The 17,746-nt window shown below is 45.4% G+C and carries 14 protein-coding genes and 2 pseudogenes; 5 read left to right on the top strand and 11 right to left on the bottom strand.

The window, feature by feature from the left end:
- Positions 1 to 54 precede the first annotated feature (54 nt).
- Positions 55 to 1,011: a thioredoxin-disulfide reductase gene (trxB, locus tag D908_RS09785; RefSeq protein ID WP_000073140.1), complete on the bottom strand. Its 957-nt coding sequence runs from the start codon at positions 1,009 to 1,011 to the stop codon at positions 55 to 57.
- Between the two features lie 464 nt (positions 1,012 to 1,475).
- On the opposite strand from trxB, the gene D908_RS09780 reads away from it, so the two are divergent.
- The 3 genes from D908_RS09780 to D908_RS09770 all read left to right on the top strand — a co-directional run bounded on the left by D908_RS09780 (position 1,476) and on the right by D908_RS09770 (position 4,958).
- Positions 1,476 to 2,132, top strand: coding sequence for a 2OG-Fe dioxygenase family protein (locus D908_RS09780; RefSeq protein ID WP_005524466.1), 657 nt, complete (start codon positions 1,476 to 1,478; stop codon positions 2,130 to 2,132).
- Entirely contained in the window at positions 2,116 to 3,363 is a 1,248-nt protein-coding gene (locus D908_RS09775; RefSeq protein WP_005524467.1) for a cysteine desulfurase-like protein, read from the top strand. Before D908_RS09780 ends, D908_RS09775 begins: the two co-directional genes overlap by 17 nt.
- 272 nt (positions 3,364 to 3,635) lie before the next feature.
- Positions 3,636 to 4,958, top strand: coding sequence for a GGDEF domain-containing protein (locus D908_RS09770; RefSeq protein ID WP_005524468.1), 1,323 nt, complete (start codon positions 3,636 to 3,638; stop codon positions 4,956 to 4,958).
- Between the two features lie 9 nt (positions 4,959 to 4,967).
- On the opposite strand, the gene D908_RS09765 is transcribed toward D908_RS09770, so the two are convergent.
- The 3 genes from D908_RS09765 to D908_RS09755 are packed head-to-tail and all read right to left on the bottom strand — an operon-like array spanning position 4,968 to position 7,761.
- Positions 4,968 to 5,729 (bottom strand): SanA/YdcF family protein, encoded by a 762-nt coding sequence (locus D908_RS09765; RefSeq protein ID WP_005524475.1) that lies wholly within the window; start codon positions 5,727 to 5,729, stop codon positions 4,968 to 4,970.
- Complete coding sequence (locus D908_RS09760; RefSeq protein WP_001165435.1) at positions 5,702 to 6,031, bottom strand: DUF3392 domain-containing protein; 330 nt, start codon at positions 6,029 to 6,031, stop codon at positions 5,702 to 5,704. Before D908_RS09760 ends, D908_RS09765 begins: the two co-directional genes overlap by 28 nt.
- Before the next feature lie 41 nt (positions 6,032 to 6,072).
- The gene (locus tag D908_RS09755) at positions 6,073 to 7,761 is read right to left on the bottom strand and encodes an NAD-dependent malic enzyme (RefSeq protein WP_001058121.1); all 1,689 of its coding nucleotides are present in this window, start codon (positions 7,759 to 7,761) and stop codon (positions 6,073 to 6,075) included.
- A gap of 468 nt (positions 7,762 to 8,229) precedes the next feature.
- Between D908_RS09755 and D908_RS09750 the strand changes: the two genes are divergently transcribed.
- Complete coding sequence (locus D908_RS09750; RefSeq protein WP_000416147.1) at positions 8,230 to 8,604, top strand: hypothetical protein; 375 nt, start codon at positions 8,230 to 8,232, stop codon at positions 8,602 to 8,604.
- Between the two features lie 119 nt (positions 8,605 to 8,723).
- On the opposite strand, the pseudogene D908_RS0119360 reads toward D908_RS09750, so the two are convergent.
- The 7 genes and pseudogenes from D908_RS0119360 to D908_RS09720 form a co-directional block, all read right to left on the bottom strand.
- Positions 8,724 to 9,829 (bottom strand): annotated as a pseudogene (locus D908_RS0119360) (phosphoribosylaminoimidazolesuccinocarboxamide synthase).
- 149 nt (positions 9,830 to 9,978) lie between these two features.
- On the bottom strand, positions 9,979 to 10,380 hold the full coding sequence (locus D908_RS09745) for a hypothetical protein (RefSeq protein ID WP_000946524.1): 402 nt from the start codon (positions 10,378 to 10,380) through the stop codon (positions 9,979 to 9,981).
- Between the two features lie 306 nt (positions 10,381 to 10,686).
- On the bottom strand, positions 10,687 to 10,869 hold the full coding sequence (locus tag D908_RS09740; RefSeq protein ID WP_000493166.1) for a hypothetical protein: 183 nt from the start codon (positions 10,867 to 10,869) through the stop codon (positions 10,687 to 10,689).
- A 150-nt stretch (positions 10,870 to 11,019) separates the two neighbouring features.
- Positions 11,020 to 12,033, bottom strand: coding sequence for a tetratricopeptide repeat protein (locus D908_RS09735; protein WP_005524477.1), 1,014 nt, complete (start codon positions 12,031 to 12,033; stop codon positions 11,020 to 11,022).
- Between the two features lie 114 nt (positions 12,034 to 12,147).
- On the bottom strand, positions 12,148 to 12,816 hold the full coding sequence (locus D908_RS09730; protein WP_005524479.1) for a YiaD family glycine zipper/OmpA-like lipoprotein: 669 nt from the start codon (positions 12,814 to 12,816) through the stop codon (positions 12,148 to 12,150).
- A 102-nt stretch (positions 12,817 to 12,918) separates the two neighbouring features.
- Complete coding sequence (locus D908_RS09725; protein WP_000360772.1) at positions 12,919 to 13,602, bottom strand: DUF2786 domain-containing protein; 684 nt, start codon at positions 13,600 to 13,602, stop codon at positions 12,919 to 12,921.
- A 167-nt stretch (positions 13,603 to 13,769) separates the two neighbouring features.
- A complete protein-coding gene (locus D908_RS09720; protein ID WP_000742116.1) occupies positions 13,770 to 14,453 on the bottom strand; it encodes a DUF3334 family protein in 684 nt (227 codons plus the stop codon).
- Between the two features lie 212 nt (positions 14,454 to 14,665).
- Here D908_RS09720 and ydiJ point away from each other — a divergent pair.
- Positions 14,666 to 17,700, top strand: a pseudogene (gene ydiJ / locus D908_RS09715) (D-2-hydroxyglutarate dehydrogenase YdiJ).
- Positions 17,701 to 17,746 lie beyond the last annotated feature (46 nt).

Below are 17,746 nucleotides of genomic sequence, written 5' to 3' on the forward strand. Positions count from 1 at the left end.
GTTATACCCGTCGGGCTTTGCAAAAATAAAAACTGGTGTTACGTGTAGAGTCGGTTATTTACCCTGGCTATCCAGATAACGCTCAGCATCCAATGCTGCCATACAGCCTGTTCCGGCTGAAGTAATGGCTTGGCGATAGTTGTGATCCATCACGTCACCCGCGGCAAACACACCTTCAATGCTGGTTTGTGTTGCATTACCTTCAAGGCCAGATTTTACGACAATGTAGCCGTTTTTCATTTCAAGCTGTCCTTCGAAGATTTGCGAGTTAGGCTGGTGGCCGATTGCAATGAATACACCCATTACATTCAAGTTTTCAGTCTGGTCTGATTGGGTATCTTTCAAGCGAACGCCTGTAACACCCATTTCATCTCCCAGCACTTCATCCAAAGTACGATGAGTGTGCAGAACGATGTTACCATTCGCTACTTTATCCATCAGACGATCGATCAGAATTTTTTCACTACGGAAGCTGTCACGACGGTGAATCAGGTGCACTTCTGCCGCGATATTAGATAGGTAAAGTGCCTCTTCAACCGCAGTATTACCACCACCAACAACGGCGACTTTCTGGTTGCGATAGAAGAAACCATCACAGGTTGCACAAGCAGAAACACCGCGTCCTTTAAACGCTTCTTCTGATTCTAAGCCGAGATACTTGGCTGATGCGCCTGTTGAGATGATCAACGCATCACAAGTGTACTCTTGGCTATCACCTGTCAGACGGAATGGGCGAGAAGAGAGATCAACCGCGTTGATATGGTCAAAGACGATTTCAGTATCGAAACGTTCAGCGTGTTCTTTCATGCGATCCATAAGCCCAGGACCGGTTAAGCCTTCCGCATCACCTGGCCAGTTTTCCACTTCCGTGGTGGTGGTGAGCTGGCCGCCTTGCTGCATGCCTGTGACGAGCACAGGTTTTAGGTTAGCGCGCGCTGCGTAAACTGCGGCTGTGTAACCTGCAGGGCCAGAGCCAAGGATCAGAAGTTTGCTGTGTTTCACGTTACTCATGAAGTACTCCGATAAGGAAGAAAGGGAGTTTGCTCATTGCTTGACCTAGGTGTAAGACGCAAGCGAATGAGAAGAATTAGCTTCGATTGTAGGGAATATAAGAGGTGAATAAAAGTGGTTCTCTGAGCATAAATCGTAATTGTTTATTCCCTTCCTACTCAGCCTGCAATGATGCGCGCTATTGGGAAGCTTCATCATGAGATAAAGATTTTATGCTAACTGATTGGTCATATTCCTTATTTTTAAGTGTGACAGTGAAAGCTTCTGATTTTCTAATTTTACGACTATCGCCATTGGTGTAATAAACCATCACCCGACCATTAATTAGATTGTTATTTTTAAATATTCACATAATCAGTTTATTGAGTTGAGAATTGTTGTTTTTGCCAAATAATCGATTAACCTTAAATGTAAATAAAATGTGAAAATTATTGTGGTATGACTAACCCATTAAGGAGTCGATAATGTTACGTTCTCATCCCAATACCCTACATATCACTCAGCTGAGCCATTCGGCAACCCACCAACTTGCCCCTTCCTTTGCTGAGTTACCACACACAAATCATGCGGATGGGCAGTATCGTTTACGTCGATACTCAGTAATCCGTTTTATTGATGGACAAGTAGTGGAAGTCGATAAACATGATTTCATGCAAACGGATCAGATTAATCACTTCCAAGGCAATGTCGTGCGTCGCTTTGAGGCACTTCAACCGAGTACATTAAAAAGTGAAGGCCTGCGTGAGTTGTGCTCCCTGTTTATTGAAGCCAACATGTTACCGAACGGGCAAGAGATAGAAATTCACCAAATGCGGATCGCCGCAGTGTTTGATGAAACCTTGGTTGCTCCAGAAGGGGTACATCAAGATGGTTTTGACCATATTGCGATTGTCGGGATTGACCGCCACAACATAGTGGGTGGCGAAATCATGCTCTATTTAAGCAGCCACGAAGCGCCGTTTTTCCGCAAAGTGTTAGAAAATGGTGAAGTTGCTATGCTGGCGGATGGTCAGTTATGGCACAACGCGTGTCCAATTCGTGTGGTGAATCATGATCAAGAAGGGCATATGGATGTGTTTGTACTGACGGCTAAGGATGGTCGCCATGCGCTTCACTCCTGAGTTGGTTCGTGAACAGTTTCCTGCGTTAAGCCAAAAAGTGAATGATAAGCCAGTGGTGTTTTTTGATGGGCCGGGTGGCTCGCAAGTGCCGCAATCGGTGCTGGATGCTATGGTGGCTTATCTTGGGCGTTACAATGCCAACTTGGGTGGACATTACTTTTCAAGCCACAAAACGGTCGAATTGGTACAAAGCGCGCGTGAACATGTGCAGGCGTTACTGAATGCCCCATCTCCCGAGTCGATTGTTTTTGGGCCGAACATGACTTCGCTGACTTTTCAGTTTAGCCGAGCGATCAGCCGCGACTGGCAACCCGGCGATGAAGTGATTGTCACAGCTTTGGATCACTACTCTAACGTGTCCAGTTGGCAGCAAGCAGCTCATGACAAAGGGGCTACTGTTCACCAAGCACGAGTGAATACGGCAGATTGCACATTAGATCAAGCGCATCTGCTTTCGCTTATTAATTCACGCACCCGTTTAGTAGCAGTGACTTACGCCTCTAACACAACGGGTTCATTGGTTGATTTGTCAGCTATTGTGGAAGCCGCGCATCAGGTTGGCGCTATGGTGTATGTGGATGCCGTGCACTATCTGCCACACCATCTGCCGGATGTTCAGGCGCTAGGCTGCGATTTTCTCGCTTGTTCCGCTTATAAGTTTTTTGGGCCACATGTAGGCATAGTGTATGTCGCACCACGCTGGCAAAACGTGATTATGCCGTACAAGGTTGAACCCGCTACCAACCAAGGCCCAGGACGATTTGAAACGGGAACACTGAATTTTGAAGGGCTCGCTGGCGTCATTGCCGCCGTGCAATATTTAGCGCAGTGGGGTGATCCGAAGGAAACCTTGCGAGAGCGCTTAGTCGCAAGTTACCAGCAATACCAACAGCACGAGCAGCAGCTCAGTGAGTATTTCTTACAAAAATTGGCAAAATTACCTGATATTCAATTGCATGGTTTCCACCATGCTTCCGCAGAGCTGCGTACACCGACGTTTGCTCTGACGATTAAAGATTGCACTCCACAGCGAATCGCACAAATGCTTGGTGAGCTAAACCTCTGTGTTTGGAATGGTCATTTCTATGCGCTTGGTTTGGTGCGTCAACTGGGACTTGAAGAAAGTGGAGGTGTGCTACGTATCGGTTTGATGCATTACAATACAACGGCGGAAATTGATCGGTTATTTGATGTACTGAGTGATCATTTACCAGCCTTGCTAGACAAGTGAACTTGTTGATTCGGTTGAGTGTGATGCGGGATTTATTCGCGATTAAACTATTCTTACAACCTCGCATCACACTCGAATTGCATATACTACTTTAGTGGTGCATATTCCTGTTTTAGCAAAAGGTGAAATGCCTCTGAAAATAGAGGCTTGAAGATCATTAGTCGGTGACAAAACAGCGTACGGCGATTATTTTTGGAAGCAACCTCTCTTTATTGACCTAATATAATTAAGAGAGCGCGTTTTAGTGAATGAGTTTGACGCTGGAGTAAGCTGTGAAAGTGGTGCCAAGAGTACTGTTAGGTTTAGTGTTGATTACAATTGTCACCATATTGCTTTACTGGCAGTTTGGCTCAGCTAAACGTGTGCTAGTTTCACCACAACGATTTACGTATTTTGCCACTAATGATCAGATCTCCGGTGGGGCATCAACCAGCGCACTACTGATTGAAGGTGGCGAAGCCCAAGTTCGTTGTGAATTGCTCGCGAGTAATTATCCATGGCCGTATTGCGGCATCTCTGTACACATCAATCCAGACCCGACACTTGGATTAGATCTGAGTGATATTCACACCATACGGCTGAATGTCGATTTGCAAGGCCCAACCGATAAACCTGCAGCCATGCGTTTCTATTTACGCAATTTCAATCCGATCTATTCCAAAATAGATGATGAATACACTCATAAATACAATGGGCTGGAATTCGTACCAGGAGTGGGTAAGGGCAGCATTGATATTCCAATTCGTAGCTTGCAGGTAATGACGTGGTGGCTGGTGGATAACAAAATCTCCATCGGCAACTCTGCACCTGAGTTTACCAATATCAATAAAATTGAATTCGCCACAGGCTCAGGCAGTCAACTGGGAGAATATCAGTTGACCATACGTCAAGTAGAGTTGATTGGTGATTATGTTTCGGGAGAGAAACTCTTTCTTGCCATGTTGATCATGTGGGCGGCCGCTGGGGCTTGGTTGTCTGCATTGGAAATTCGCCGTAATCGTCGTGAAGTCATACGGGCACGTATGCGTCAGGCACATTTGCAGCGTTTGAACCACTCATTGCATGAGCAGAATATGAAATATGTTGAGATGGCACACCGTGATGCTTTGACAGGGGCAATTAACCGTCATGGCATCCGAGATTGGTTGCAGGAACAAGCGCGTTTAGTCCGTTGGCAACTCAATCAGTTCAGTGTGCTGTTTATCGATATTGATTACTTCAAGCAGGTCAATGATGTTTATGGGCACGGTATTGGTGATGATCTATTGCGTGAGTTTGTACTAGTGATCAGCCGTGAAATCCGTGAGGGTGACAGATTGGTCCGCTGGGGAGGCGAAGAATTCGTCGTATTTTGTGCGCAGACGGGTATTGATCAAGCGGTTGACCTGGCTGATCGCCTACGCACACGTGTGGAAAACCATAGCTGGCTACATGGTGGTGAGCTCACATGCAGCATTGGCATTGCACAAATGGAAAATGAAAGAGTCACGGAAACGGTTTCACGTGCTGATGAAGCGTTATACCGAGCCAAACGACTTGGGCGAAACCGTATCGAAGTTCATTATGGGCTGAAAACGCAAGCAAAAACTCAGTAAAACAACGAGTTAATACTGAGCAGGAGTCTCACTGTCGCTCGGTTCTACTTCTTCAGTGCTCTCTACAATTATCGGCTCTTTGGGGCCGAGAAATTTAGGCTGAGTGTCGAACACAAACAGATCAAAAACCGCATAGGCACGGGCAAAGACTTCACGTAAACGCACCTTAAAACCCGAATGACTGCTTGGTCCTGGCACTGCCAAACAAGAAGCCTGAATATCCTGATAGTGCGCGATAAACAGGGCGCGCTCACAATGAAAACGCTGAGTAATGATCAAGAAGTTATCCGTATCAAAAATCTGCTTGGCTCGTACAATCGAATCTAAAGTACGAAATCCAGCATAATCGAGAGAAATATTCTCAGCTGGAATACCCGCGCGCAGTAAATCGCGTTTCATCGTCCACGGCTCATTGTACGAACGGTGGGCATTGTCCCCACTGAGCAGAAAATTGCGCACTTTTCCTTGCTGGTACAACACAATTGCCGCATCAATCCGGTTGGTATAGTACTCGTTTAGGGTCTTGCCTATGTACTTACTGGTACCAAGAACAACGGCGACTTGGAATGGCGGTGTGTTTTGAGTGTCGCTGATAATGTTGTTTTGCGTTTGCCAAGTCACCCAGCGATCAATCGCCAGCAGACTGGAAACTACAGCAATCACGGTTAAGAGTAAGATTTGGCCAAGTTTGCGCCAAGGAAAACAACTCAATCGAGCTGCCACAAAGGCGACTGAGCGTAGAATTAAATTTGATGGTTTCTTTGTGCCCATAGGCCTATCACAACAAAACAGCTTACGATAACGGTCAGCATCATGCCGGAATCCAGTTGCGCGAGTGTCCGAGCAAGGTAAGGGCTAGCTTTGATGATGATTAAACCGTATCCAAACGCGTTAATAAAGATAAACGCGAGAGTCCGAACCAGAAAATGTTGATTCCGTAATGCTCTACGCAAAAAGGCGTTGATTTCACCACCGAGCATGACCAAAGCACAAGCAATCAACGCGATTGAAATTTCGCTGAGGTAGGGTAATAGCGCTTGCCCGGCAGGAGCAAGAAAAGTAAATATCTGCATGTCATCAAAAAGCCCCTGATAGCAGGGGCTTCTCCGCAAAATTAAAACGCAGTGCGTTTGTAACGACGGTAAACAGGTTGCCAGAAGTGTTGTTCAATCGACGCTTCAAGTGCTTCGTCGGTGATCTCCGGAGCTACACCTTGTTCAATCGCTTTTTTCGCAACAGCAAAGGCAATCTTCTTCGATACTGAATGAATTGATTCCAATGGTGGTAGCAACGGACCATGACCATTGATGGCCAACGGCGAGCAACTTGCCAGAGCACGGCTAGATTCCATCAACATTTCATCGGTAACACGGCGCGCATTAGCTGCTAAAACACCTAAGCCAATCCCCGGGAAAATGTAGCTGTTGTTACATTGTACAATCGGGTAAGTTTTGCCATCGTGCAGTACAGGATCAAATGGGCTGCCTGTTGCAACTAAGGCTTCACCATTAGTCCAACGAATGATATCACTAGGCAGTGCTTCTACACGGCTTGTTGGGTTCGAAAGCGGGAACACGATTGGTCGAGGGCAGTGCTGATGCATCTCTTTGATGATCTCTTCACTAAATAGCCCTGGTGCACCTGAAACACCGACCAGCACTGTTGGTTTCGCATTGCGAATCACATCATGTAGTGAGTAACCGTTGTTCTCGGTTGTCCAATCCTGTGTGTTGACCTTTTTCTGAACCAAACGCTGTTGGAAATCAAGCAAGTTTGGCATGCCTTCTTCCAGCAGACCCCAGCGGTCAACCATGTAAACTTGTGAACGAGCTTGTTCATCGCTGATGCCTTCAGACACCATTTGCGCGATGATCGCCTCTGCAATACCACAGCCGGCAGATCCTGCGCCCAAGAAAGTGATACGTTGCTCAGAGAGCTGGCTACCTGCCGCTTTACATGCAGCAAGCAGTGAACCCACAGTCACTGCTGCTGTGCCTTGAATATCATCATTAAAACAGCACACGCGGTTTTTATAGCGCTCAAGCAGCGGCATCGCGTTCTTTTGTGCAAAGTCTTCAAACTGGATCAACGCGTCTGGCCAACGGCGTTGAACCGCTTGCATAAACTCTTCAACAAAGTTGTCGTAATCAGGCCCAGTGATACGAGGATGACGCCAGCCCATGTACATAGGATCAGCAAGACGTTGTGGGTTGTTGGTACCCACATCCAACACAACAGGCAGAGTATACGCTGGGCTAATGCCGCCACAGGCGGTGTAGAGCGAGAGCTTACCAATTGGAATGCCCATACCACCGATGCCTTGGTCACCAAGTCCCAGAATACGCTCACCATCTGTCACAACAATCACTTTGACGTTGTGGTTTGCAGCATTGTTGAGCAGGTCATCAATGCGATCTCGATTGGCATAAGAAATAAACAAACCACGACCTCGGCGATAGATGTTAGAGAAGTTCTCACAAGCCGCGCCAACGGTTGGGGTATAGATGATCGGCATCATCTCGGAAATATGGTTTTGCACCAAACGATAAAATAGGGTTTCGTTAGTGTCTTGAATGTTGCGCAGATAAATGTGCTTGTCCATATCGCTTTCAAAGCCACGATACTGTTGGTAAGCGCGCACAACTTGTTCCTGAATCGTTTCAGTTGCTTCGGGCAGTAAACCCTCAAGGTTAAAAGAAGCACGCTCTTCTGCACTGAAGGCGCTGCCTTTGTTAAGCAGAGGTGTACTAAGAAGAGCAGGGCCTGCGTAGGAGATATACAGCGGACGTTTATCGTTATTCATGTTCGGCCTATTGATTGGTAGGGTAGAAGTGAAACGCGAAAATGATACCGATTTGCTGGCTGGATTGTAAATAGACAAACGGATTCCATACGTTGATTATCCTGCTTCTGTGCGCAAGCCCAGTGTTTAAAACATTAAAGGGAATTTAGCTTGGGTGATTTATATGCAACTTGTCTGTTTTGCCTTCACCGGATTTCTGGAATGGAGGCTCGCTGAGGAGGTATTTACTTAAAGTAAAACGTCAAGCTTGAACATTTACGCAGGCCATTTTGTTTGAATAAGAAAATATTAATCAACAACACACATATCATTTTAAAAATGTAGGTGCAGTGTTATCAGTTTGGTTTTTATATAGCCAATGAAACCGATTGCGAGACATAACAGACTATTTTTTTATATCGTATTGCTATATACCCAAGGTTAGTCAATAGTTGCTTCACTGTGTTACCAATCGTGTCGGGGGACAGAATGGAAAAAACAAGGATTAGCGCAGTATTTGATTACACGACTTTTCTTGGTGCGTCGTGTACGAAAAAATGGACCTTCGCTGAAGCAATAAGCTCCTTTGCACCTGTTTTTGGGATTGCGTGGTTAGATGCAATCAAAGAGCAGCAAAGCCCACAAGAACGACTATGGGATGTCGCGCTAAAAAAGCTTTCAACTCGACGTAGCGATGAATCAAACTTGATCACCTTAGTCAAACTCGCTAAGCAGGAAGGGATTGATGAGTTGACGCTGGTGATGCCTTACGCACTGGACGAGCAGCAGTTAACAGCGATCCAAGTAAAGAGCGCTGCACAAATTGAGTCAACCAATCAAGAGGAATTTTTGATCAGGCTTTGATGAAATGAATCTAGTGCAGTGGGTGGAAAATAGAACAACATTAATAAAATTAAGGGGCTTTGGCCCCTTAATTCTTATCAGTCAATTTCCTACTTGTAGCGAAACTTGCTACAGTCAGTTTATTGATCAATCAGTCCGTATTCTTTATCCAGAATATCGATAATTTTTTGCTTTGGCTGGTTGCTAAGATGGATAGGCTGACCAGTAATTTTCTCCGCAATACCTAGGTAGGTACGAGAGATATCGAGTAAAGCTTCTAATGGCAAAGCATTATCGCGCGCTAATGCTTCACGTTCTGGCATACGATCTTTGTTAAGTAGAATGTCAGGGTCTGGGAAGTAGTTCAGCAAAAACTGGCGGAAGCTTCTTTCGAGTTTTCAACAATTTTACCTTGCTGGTACTGTTCCGCATCCCAAATACGAGATGAGTCAGGTGTACCTACTTCGTCCATGTAGATCAACTTTTGTTGCCCTTGGTTGTCGTTTACGTAACCAAACTCAAACTTGGTATCGACAAAAATTTGCCCCACACCTTTTAAAGCCTCACTGATCACGGCAAAACCTTGTTTAAGCAAAGTTTCGTAGTGGTCAATATCTTGCGGTTGATTGAAGTTAAATGCAGCGTAGTTAGCTTCGATATCTTGGCGAGAGATATTAACGTCATCAGCTTCCGGTACTCCGGGAATACCACGCAGAATTCCTTTGGTAGAAGGTGTCATCAGTAATTCAGGCAGTTGGCTGTCTTTCTCTAAGCCTTCCGGTAGGGTGATGCCACAAAACTCACGCTCACCTTTGGAATAGGCACGCCACATAGAACCAGTAATGTATTGTCGGCAGATTGCTTCAATTTTAATTGGACGAGCTTTTTGAACAATCCACACGAAAGGATGGGGAATATCCAAAATATGACTATCCGCCAAACCATGTTGTTGGAAGAGTTTGAACCAGTGATTAGAAATGGCATTGAGTGCCGCCCCTTTTCCCGGCACGCCATGTACTCCACCTTCAGCATGCCAAATGCAATCAAATGCGGAAATACGGTCACTGATGACCATGATGGCGAGTGGCGCATCTTCAGCAACCGAGTAACCTTTTTCTTTAATCAGGCGTCGGCTGTCTTGTTCGGTTAACCAATAAACTGAGCGAACTTTTCCGCTATGAACTGGTTGGTGAGTGCGAATGGGGAGGTCGTCATTGACGGCAAGGACTTGATCTGCAAGGCTCATTGAGACATTCCTATCTGAATTCAAACATCATATTGCGATTTTCTTCGGGAGAAAATCGCGTTCTGAGCGCATGATACCAGAACTATTTTCTGCTGCCAGACAAAAAGCAAACGTTTGCCTAAATTTATTTTCCAGATTTTAAATAGCGCTCAATGAAGTGAATAAGCCGGCTGCTTAATGAAAAATACTTCACAACAGTGTTGTTGAGCAAAGAGAGCCAGTTGCTTCTGAGTGACCAGATCTATTTCACTGGAGGCCACGATGGCACTCGCCGTATGGCAAGCAATGGCTTTTGCTACAATCTCTGCTTCTGAATGAGCCTTTGATGCCTTGAGGTGTACCACTTTGCCACAATCGATTTGATATGCAGTCAGCTGAGTTCCGTTTGGTCTTGGGCATTGTGCTGTATAGAGAATCCATTGCGGGCGCTGAGATAAATGAGCGAGTCGCTGCATTAAGTTGGCATCACTACCTAAGCCATTCTTTGAACGTAGAGTATTCAGTGTACGTGATGGTTGTAGTCCGAAATGTTTGAATTCAGTGCGTAACATAATACTGTCTCTCCATACATGCTGTATGTAAATACAGTATTATTGGTTGGCTGAGTTTGCAACTTTTTTTTGAATAAAAAAAGTACAGAATTTCTGATTTTTTTGCTCTTGTTTTTATTAATGTTTTGATTTTATAGGCTTATTTCATGTTGTGGATGATTGGGTAAATAAATGAGAGTTTGCCTCTTTTGTGAGCAATGACACGTAAGTGATGGAACGCTTACATAGGGGTGTACAGGGAAGTGGAGTTCTTGGAAACAGAAAAAGCGCCATAAAGCGCTTTTTCAAATAGTAAGGGAATGTGGCTTATTGAGCGGTTTGTTGTTTTTCTCGGAATGCCATCTCAGCTAAATTAAATTGTCGTACATCCATACGAGCAAATTCATTACAGGTCTCACATGAATGATGGGCTTTGCCATCCACATATTCATGTCTTGTCAGTAGTTTTGGTTGTTTACACCAATCACAAATGCCTTCTACGCTAAACATTGTCTTCTCTCCCACCTAAATCAGGCGCAAATTTCGCGCGGATTATTGCATGGGTTCATAAGAAAAGTTAACTCTCTGTCATTGTGGTTGAGAAGGATATCGATTGCGCAAACTCTTATTCTCCAAGTGTTAGGGAGTGGTTTTTAAGAGTTATGCTTGTTTTTGTAACGACTTGTTAACAGACTCAATCACGATTTTTACCGCTGAATTGAGTCGCTTCATTTCTTCATCGCTGCCATGCATATCAGGATGGTATATTTTGGATAATTGCTTATAGCGCAGCTTAATGGTTTTCACATCAGGTTGTTGATTTTGATGAAAACCCATCATGGCAAATGCCATCGCAATTTTATGCCCACTGAGATCGTTGGTTTGGTTTTGCTGTAGGCGTTTGCACTCTTGAAATAGATGATCAAGTTGTTGCTTCTGTCTTTTGATGATGAACTGCTGCTCTTTGATTTTGCCCTCATGATCAACATTTGCCGAAGGGACTGCCGCATGACGGTATTTACGCCATAGTATTCGTACCATGATCATCGTCAGCAATAGCAAAAGAGCGGCTAAGCTCGGAAGTAGCCAATCGGTGCTAATGGCTTGATTTTCATTTGATATTGGAAGAGTCGAAGGAACGCTGAGATCTTGGTCTATCACCTTATCTAACTGATCAATGCTGTTCAGTTGTTTCTCACGTAGCTGATTAAATTTTTGTTCCAACAAGCGAACGTAACCTTGCTCCGATTCGCTGTCATGATTGGCATTGACTCGGTACCAAAGCTCTGCCAAATCCAGCGAAGCAATTGGCGTTGGATGCTGCTCATACCATTTGGCTAAAGTTGTGCTGGCTTGAGTATTACCAGTAAGAGCCAGCTTGGTTAGCCAGTATTGGGTTTGCAACGGATCTTTTTCAATTCCTTGGCCTGTCATGAAAGCACTCGCGACTTGTGCCATCGCGGCTGGATAATCTTGTTCTGCCGCTTGCAAGAACCAATAAAAAGCTTCGTTAAGGTTTTGTGGAGTTGAAGTAGCAGCCTGATAGGCGAGGGCGAGTTGGTATTGAGCCTGTGGGTTTTGTTCTTTGGCGAGTTTGATAAGCTCTGCCATATCATCGGCTGCTGCAAGTGGAAATGAAAACAGCAAAAATAGCCATAGACTCCGCAAACGCATGGTATTTCTTTCCCTGAAAAAGATAAAAAGCCCAGTTCACACCGGGCTATCGTTTTGCTACTGGATGTTGCAGGATGATAACTGCCTCATCTAATAGTTTCGTTATATCACACTCTATTTGAGTGGCAGAATTTGAATTTCAACGCGGCGGTTACAAGCGCGTCCTTCTGCGGTGCTATTTGAGCATAGAGGGAAACGTTCACCATTACCACGAGCAATTGCACGACCTGCTGCAACTCCTTGCGAAAGAAGGAAAGCACGTACAGATTCAGCACGTTTCTCAGAGAGCACTTGGTTTGTTGTATCACTGCCTGTGCTGTCGGTATGGCCTTCAATCACTAGGCTAGTGTCAGGGTACGCCACCAGAATACGAGCAACACCACGTAAAGTTTTGTGGATATAAGAATCGAGTTGATAGGAGCTGCTGGTAAAACCAATACCGTTTTCCATACGTAACATGAGTTGGTTCTCACCCACTCGCACGACTTGTACACCTGAATCGAGTAGTGCTTTACGTAATTCGGCTTCTTGCTGATCAAAGTAATAACCAATACCGCCGCCAACGGCAGCACCACCCGCAGCACCAATTAAAGCGTGTTTGCGACGCTCTTTGGCATCATCACCCGTAGCAAGGCCAACTGCCGCACCTGCCAACGCGCCAAGTAAGGCACCTTTGGTAGTTGAGTTAGTTTCCATCTCTCCGGTGGTTGCATTTTGGCGCTGAGTAGCTTGACAGCCTGACAAAGCCACCACGGCGGCTAACAACAAAGTTGCTTTATTCAACACATTCTCTCCGTTTATTGAATGATATGTCGCGCAATAAACGAGAAATCGCGTTCAACGTCAATCTGTGGATTGCGCTTTTGACCAATCTCTTACAAATCGCTATTTGAGTAACTTAGGTGCCTGTGCACCATGAATAGGGCGATTGACCGATACACGACGACCTTTTTTAAGGCCAGTCTCGTAGTCTTCTGTCAGGTTTTTCATCGCTTCTCTAAGCTGCTGCTTGAAGGTTTCGCGGTCGATATTTTCGAATTCTTTATCAATATAGTTATTGATTTTGTTCATCGAGTCTTCGTCTGGCGTGATGATCGGAAGCTTTTCTAATGCGCCTTCAATCCAACCAGAGAGAAAAGAGTTCACACGGCGGGTGACTTCCAAGGAAGACGTGCCAGTGCCTGCAAAGCTATTGCGAAACTGCCCTGTTTGCTCGTTCATCTCACGATAGATGATGTCAAAAGCAAACGCGGCGAAGATGGCGCGATCGGCCTCACCGATAAACTCAACGCGTTTTAAACCTTTGTGATTGATGAGCACGGCTTCAACCCCAAATCGGGTGTTGATGCCACGAATCACCCGCAAGATGCCAGAGGAAATTGCAGCAGGGAGCAAATGGGAGGATTGGGTTTTCCCCATCTTGATGAACTCGATATCGTCTTTATCGAGGCCATATTTCAACATCAGGTTGTGCGCCATTTTTATCGCATTTGCGGCTTCATTGACGTTAGCAGAATTACCTAACTCAAGGCATTTAGCGATTTTTTTTAGGGCTTTTTGTTTATCCATTGGCAAGCAAAGCAGATTTGGTACGACTTAATGAAAGTCCGACATTCTATCGTTTTTACCTGCGAAGGAAAAGGGAAGCGGCCATCTCTTGAGAGATGACCGCTATGACGTTTTACTAGAGGCCACCGTGACATGGGTTATCGCCTCGAATTCTCTAGGCTAGGAGATTAGATGCCCAGTTGGTCAAGTAAATCAGCTGCTTCATTAGTGGGTGCGGAAGTAGCAGGAGTATGAGCTTTTTTCTGCTGTTGTTGAGTCGCTTCTAAAATGTCATCCGGGCTTTCATCTTCGCGAACATCAAACTCTTCAAGTTGAATAAACTCGGTTTTGTCCATCGCTAATTCAAGATAAAAAATGTTGTTATTGGCGGTAGAGAAGGTGACACGGCGCGCCTGTGGGCGATCCAGGTTCGTATCTACAGATAAGATTACCTGTTTATTTAGCGACAACATTTTTGGTTGGTTCTGGGTGATGTTGGTTTGCAGCTCTTTGCGTACTTTGTTAGTGAAATCGCCGACTAGCTGGTTCATCAATTCACCTAAAACGTCGCCAACTTCATCAGAAGTATGCAGTACAGCCAGCTCATCTTCAGGCATACCCATATTGCGCATGTAGTTGGTGTAAACTTCAAGCGCTGCTTTTGCGGTAAAATTGATCACCACCAAGCCAGTAAATCCGCCATCGAACAACACAAAACAGCCGAAATCTGGTTTTAATGATGTTTTATTGATTTTCTGCACCATCGCGGAATAGTTGATTGGCGAGTTAGTGGCGGAAGTGAGAACCGTAGAAACCGATTGGCACAGCATGAGTAGAATATCTTCAGTTGTTACTATTTGATTTTTTTTCATCGTTTTTTCCATACAGTTCTAAATAAATGAAATAACAGAATGGGTCAGCAATACACAAAGTTAAAAAATTCTGTTTCACCGCATTCTGGCACTCAGATTCTGATTTGATCACCATTTTAAATGTTGTAAAGTGACCGAATTCAAAGATTACTCTTTAAAATCCAACAATAACCCAAAGCTGATTGGATCAGCGTAGTAGGGGCAGGAAGCAAATGTTACCAAGACTTCATCACCAATCCGACGTTGATCCGGTGGTTTTAACTTTTTTACACGAGTTAAAAACCGCAGGGTTTATTGGCGATATTGAAACTCAATATTCCAGCCGTCTTGCTGTGGCAACCGACAACAGCGTTTATCAACAATTGCCCCAAGCCGTTGTGCATCCTAAATCCACAGCGGATGTGTTCTTATAGGAAAGATTAGTTCAAAACCTGAATTTGAGAGAGTGACTTTTTCACCTCGTGGCGGCGGTACTGGCACAAATGGTCAATCGCTCACCAAAGGGGTAGTGGTTGATCTCTCTCGACATATGAACCGCATCTTAGAAATTAATCCACAAGAAGGTTGGGTGCGTGTTCAAGCTGGGGTGATCAAAGATCAACTCAATGATGCCGTTCGTCCGGATGGTTTTTTCTTTTCTCCGGATCTCTCGACCAGTAATCGTGCAACCTTGGGCGGGATGATCAATACCGATGCCTCAGGGCAAGGTTCTCTGCAATATGGCAAAACCTCTGATCACGTGCTTTCTCTACAAGCAGTATTAGCTGATGGTTCATTGCTTGAATCCGATCTCTCACAAGGATTGCCTGAAGAACACAGTTTCGCGGCGCAAGCCATGCAAGTCACCGAACAGGTTTGCCGAACCAAACGTGCGCAAATTGTGGCTAAATTCCCGCCGTTAAACCGTTTTTTGACGGGATACGATTTAAAAAATGCGTTGAATGAAGTTGAAGATCGCTTCGATATCACTCGTGTATTGTGTGGTGCAGAAGGCTCTCTGGCTTTCATTACTGAGGCCAAACTCAATTTAACACCAATCCCCAAAGCGCGAACCTTGGTTAACGTTAAATACGACAGTTTTGATTCCGCACTGCGCAATGCGCCTTTGATGGTGGAAGCGAAAGCATTGTCGGTCGAAACCGTCGATTCTAAAGTCCTCAATTTAGCCAAAGAAGATATTATTTGGCACAGCGTGAAGGATTTATTGACGGATGTGCCGGGCAAAGAGATGCAAGGCATCAATATGGTCGAATACGCAGGCCAAGATATCGAGCAGATTAATGAGCAAGTCACTCAATTGACGGCTCGTCTTGATGAGATGATTGCCAACCAGCAAGCGGGGATTATCGGCTACCAAGTGTGCAGTGACTTGGCGAGCATCAACCGTATTTACAACATGCGTAAAAAAGCGGTGGGCTTGCTCGGTGCGGCGAAAGGCCGTGCTAAACCGGTTGCTTTTACCGAAGATACTTGTGTCCCACCGGAAAACTTGGCTGATTTTATTGTCGAATTTCGCGCGCTACTCGATTCAAAAAATCTGGCTTACGGCATGTTTGGGCATGTGGATGCGGGTGTATTGCATGTTCGCCCAGCGCTTGACCTGTGTGACCCAAAACAAGAACTGTTGATGCGTGAAATTTCCGATCAAGTGGTCAAGCTGGTGGCTAAATATGGCGGATTGATGTGGGGTGAGCACGGCAAAGGCTATCGTTCGGAATACGGCCCAGAATTTTTTGGTGAGGAGCTGTTCACCGAACTGCGTCGTGTGAAAGCGGCGTTTGACCCGCACAACAAAATGAATCCGGGTAAAATTTGTACTCCGCTGGATACGCCATTTGAGCTGGTGAAAGTCTCCGACACCAAACGCGGTTTTTACGATCGCCAAATCGATGTCAAAGTACGCGACAGCTTTAAGCAAGCAATGGAATGTAACGGTAACGGTTTGTGTTTTAACTACGAAACCAGTTCTCCCATGTGTCCATCAATGAAGGTGACGGCAGATCGTCGACACTCACCAAAAGGGCGTGCTGGGTTGGTGCGTGAATGGTTACGCCAACTGACCGAGCAGGGTATTGATATCCTCGATCTTGAGAAAGCCACTCTAGAATCCTCGCCAACGATTAAGTCGATGCTTGACCGTGTTCGTCACGCTTTTACCAAAGATAAACAGTATGATTTTTCTCATGAAGTTTATGAGGCGATGAATGGTTGTTTGGCCTGTAAAGCGTGTGCAAGCCAGTGCCCAATCAAAGTCGATGTACCGAGTTTCCGTTCGCGCTTTTTGAATATTTATCACAGTCGCTACCCGCGTCCGGTGAAAGATTATTTAGTGGCGAACATCGAATCTTTATTACCTGTGATGGCGAAAGCGCCGCAACTGGTTAATAGCGTTTTAGCGCAATCTACTGTGCAAAAGTTAACGGCAAAAACCGTGGGTTATGTGGATGCACCGCTCCTGTCAGTGCCGACACTGGCGCAGCGTTTGCGCCGTCACCCTGTTGTGTTGTTTGATATGCAGCGTTTAGCTTCGTTGTCTCAAGAAGAACGTGACCAACATGTGTTGATAGTACAAGACCCATTTACCAGTTACTACGATGCGGATGTGGTGGAAGATTTCGTTGCGCTGCTGCTTAAGTTGGGTAAAAAGCCGGTATTGTTACCGTTTAAGCCCAATGGCAAAGCTCAGCACATTAAAGGATTTTTGCGCCAGTTTCGTTCTACAGCAGCCAGCACTGCCGCATTTCTCACTCAAGTAGCGGATCTTAAGATTCCTCTAGTGGGCGTTGACCCAGCGTTGGTGCTCTGTTATCGCGATGAATATGTCGAAATCCTAGGGCAAGAGCGAGGTGAGTTTTCTGTGTTGACTGTACATGAATGGCTAAAGCCGCGTTTGACGCAGTTTTCGAGCCAGACTTCGGATGGGCAACCGTGGTACTTATTAGCGCACTGTACTGAGAAAACTAAGCTACCAAATGCGGAGAAAGAGTGGGTGGAAATCTTCCGCCACTTTGGTACGCAGCTGAATGCGGTGGCGGTAGGGTGCTGTGGTATGGCGGGTACCTTTGGTCATGAGGTGGATAAATTAACCATGTCTCGCGATATTTACGATTTGAGTTGGCAACCCGCATTAGCGTCGCTACCGAAAGAGCGCTGTTTGGTGACGGGGTATTCATGTCGCAGCCAAGTAAAGCGATTTGAGAGCCTTAAGCCTAAGCATCCGCTGCAAGCTTTGCTACAGTTGCTTTAATTAACAAGCCCAGTTTATCTGGGCTTGTTTCATAATCTATCGAGTA

This window comes from Vibrio mimicus CAIM 602, assembly GCF_000338875.1.
Taxonomy (GTDB): domain Bacteria; phylum Pseudomonadota; class Gammaproteobacteria; order Enterobacterales; family Vibrionaceae; genus Vibrio; species Vibrio mimicus.

Coding starts and splice junctions, on each gene's coding strand:
- trxB (WP_000073140.1), bottom strand. CDS start 1,011: ATGAGTAACGTGAAACACAGCAAACTTCTGATCCTTGGCTCTGGCCCT.
- D908_RS09780 (WP_005524466.1), top strand. CDS start 1,476: ATGTTACGTTCTCATCCCAATACCCTACATATCACTCAGCTGAGCCAT.
- D908_RS09775 (WP_005524467.1), top strand. CDS start 2,116: ATGCGCTTCACTCCTGAGTTGGTTCGTGAACAGTTTCCTGCGTTAAGC.
- D908_RS09765 (WP_005524475.1), bottom strand. CDS start 5,729: ATGGGCACAAAGAAACCATCAAATTTAATTCTACGCTCAGTCGCCTTT.
- D908_RS09760 (WP_001165435.1), bottom strand. CDS start 6,031: ATGCAGATATTTACTTTTCTTGCTCCTGCCGGGCAAGCGCTATTACCC.
- D908_RS09755 (WP_001058121.1), bottom strand. CDS start 7,761: ATGAATAACGATAAACGTCCGCTGTATATCTCCTACGCAGGCCCTGCT.
- D908_RS09750 (WP_000416147.1), top strand. CDS start 8,230: ATGGAAAAAACAAGGATTAGCGCAGTATTTGATTACACGACTTTTCTT.
- D908_RS09745 (WP_000946524.1), bottom strand. CDS start 10,380: ATGTTACGCACTGAATTCAAACATTTCGGACTACAACCATCACGTACA.
- D908_RS09740 (WP_000493166.1), bottom strand. CDS start 10,869: ATGTTTAGCGTAGAAGGCATTTGTGATTGGTGTAAACAACCAAAACTA.
- D908_RS09735 (WP_005524477.1), bottom strand. CDS start 12,033: ATGCGTTTGCGGAGTCTATGGCTATTTTTGCTGTTTTCATTTCCACTT.
- D908_RS09725 (WP_000360772.1), bottom strand. CDS start 13,602: ATGGATAAACAAAAAGCCCTAAAAAAAATCGCTAAATGCCTTGAGTTA.
- D908_RS09720 (WP_000742116.1), bottom strand. CDS start 14,453: ATGAAAAAAAATCAAATAGTAACAACTGAAGATATTCTACTCATGCTG.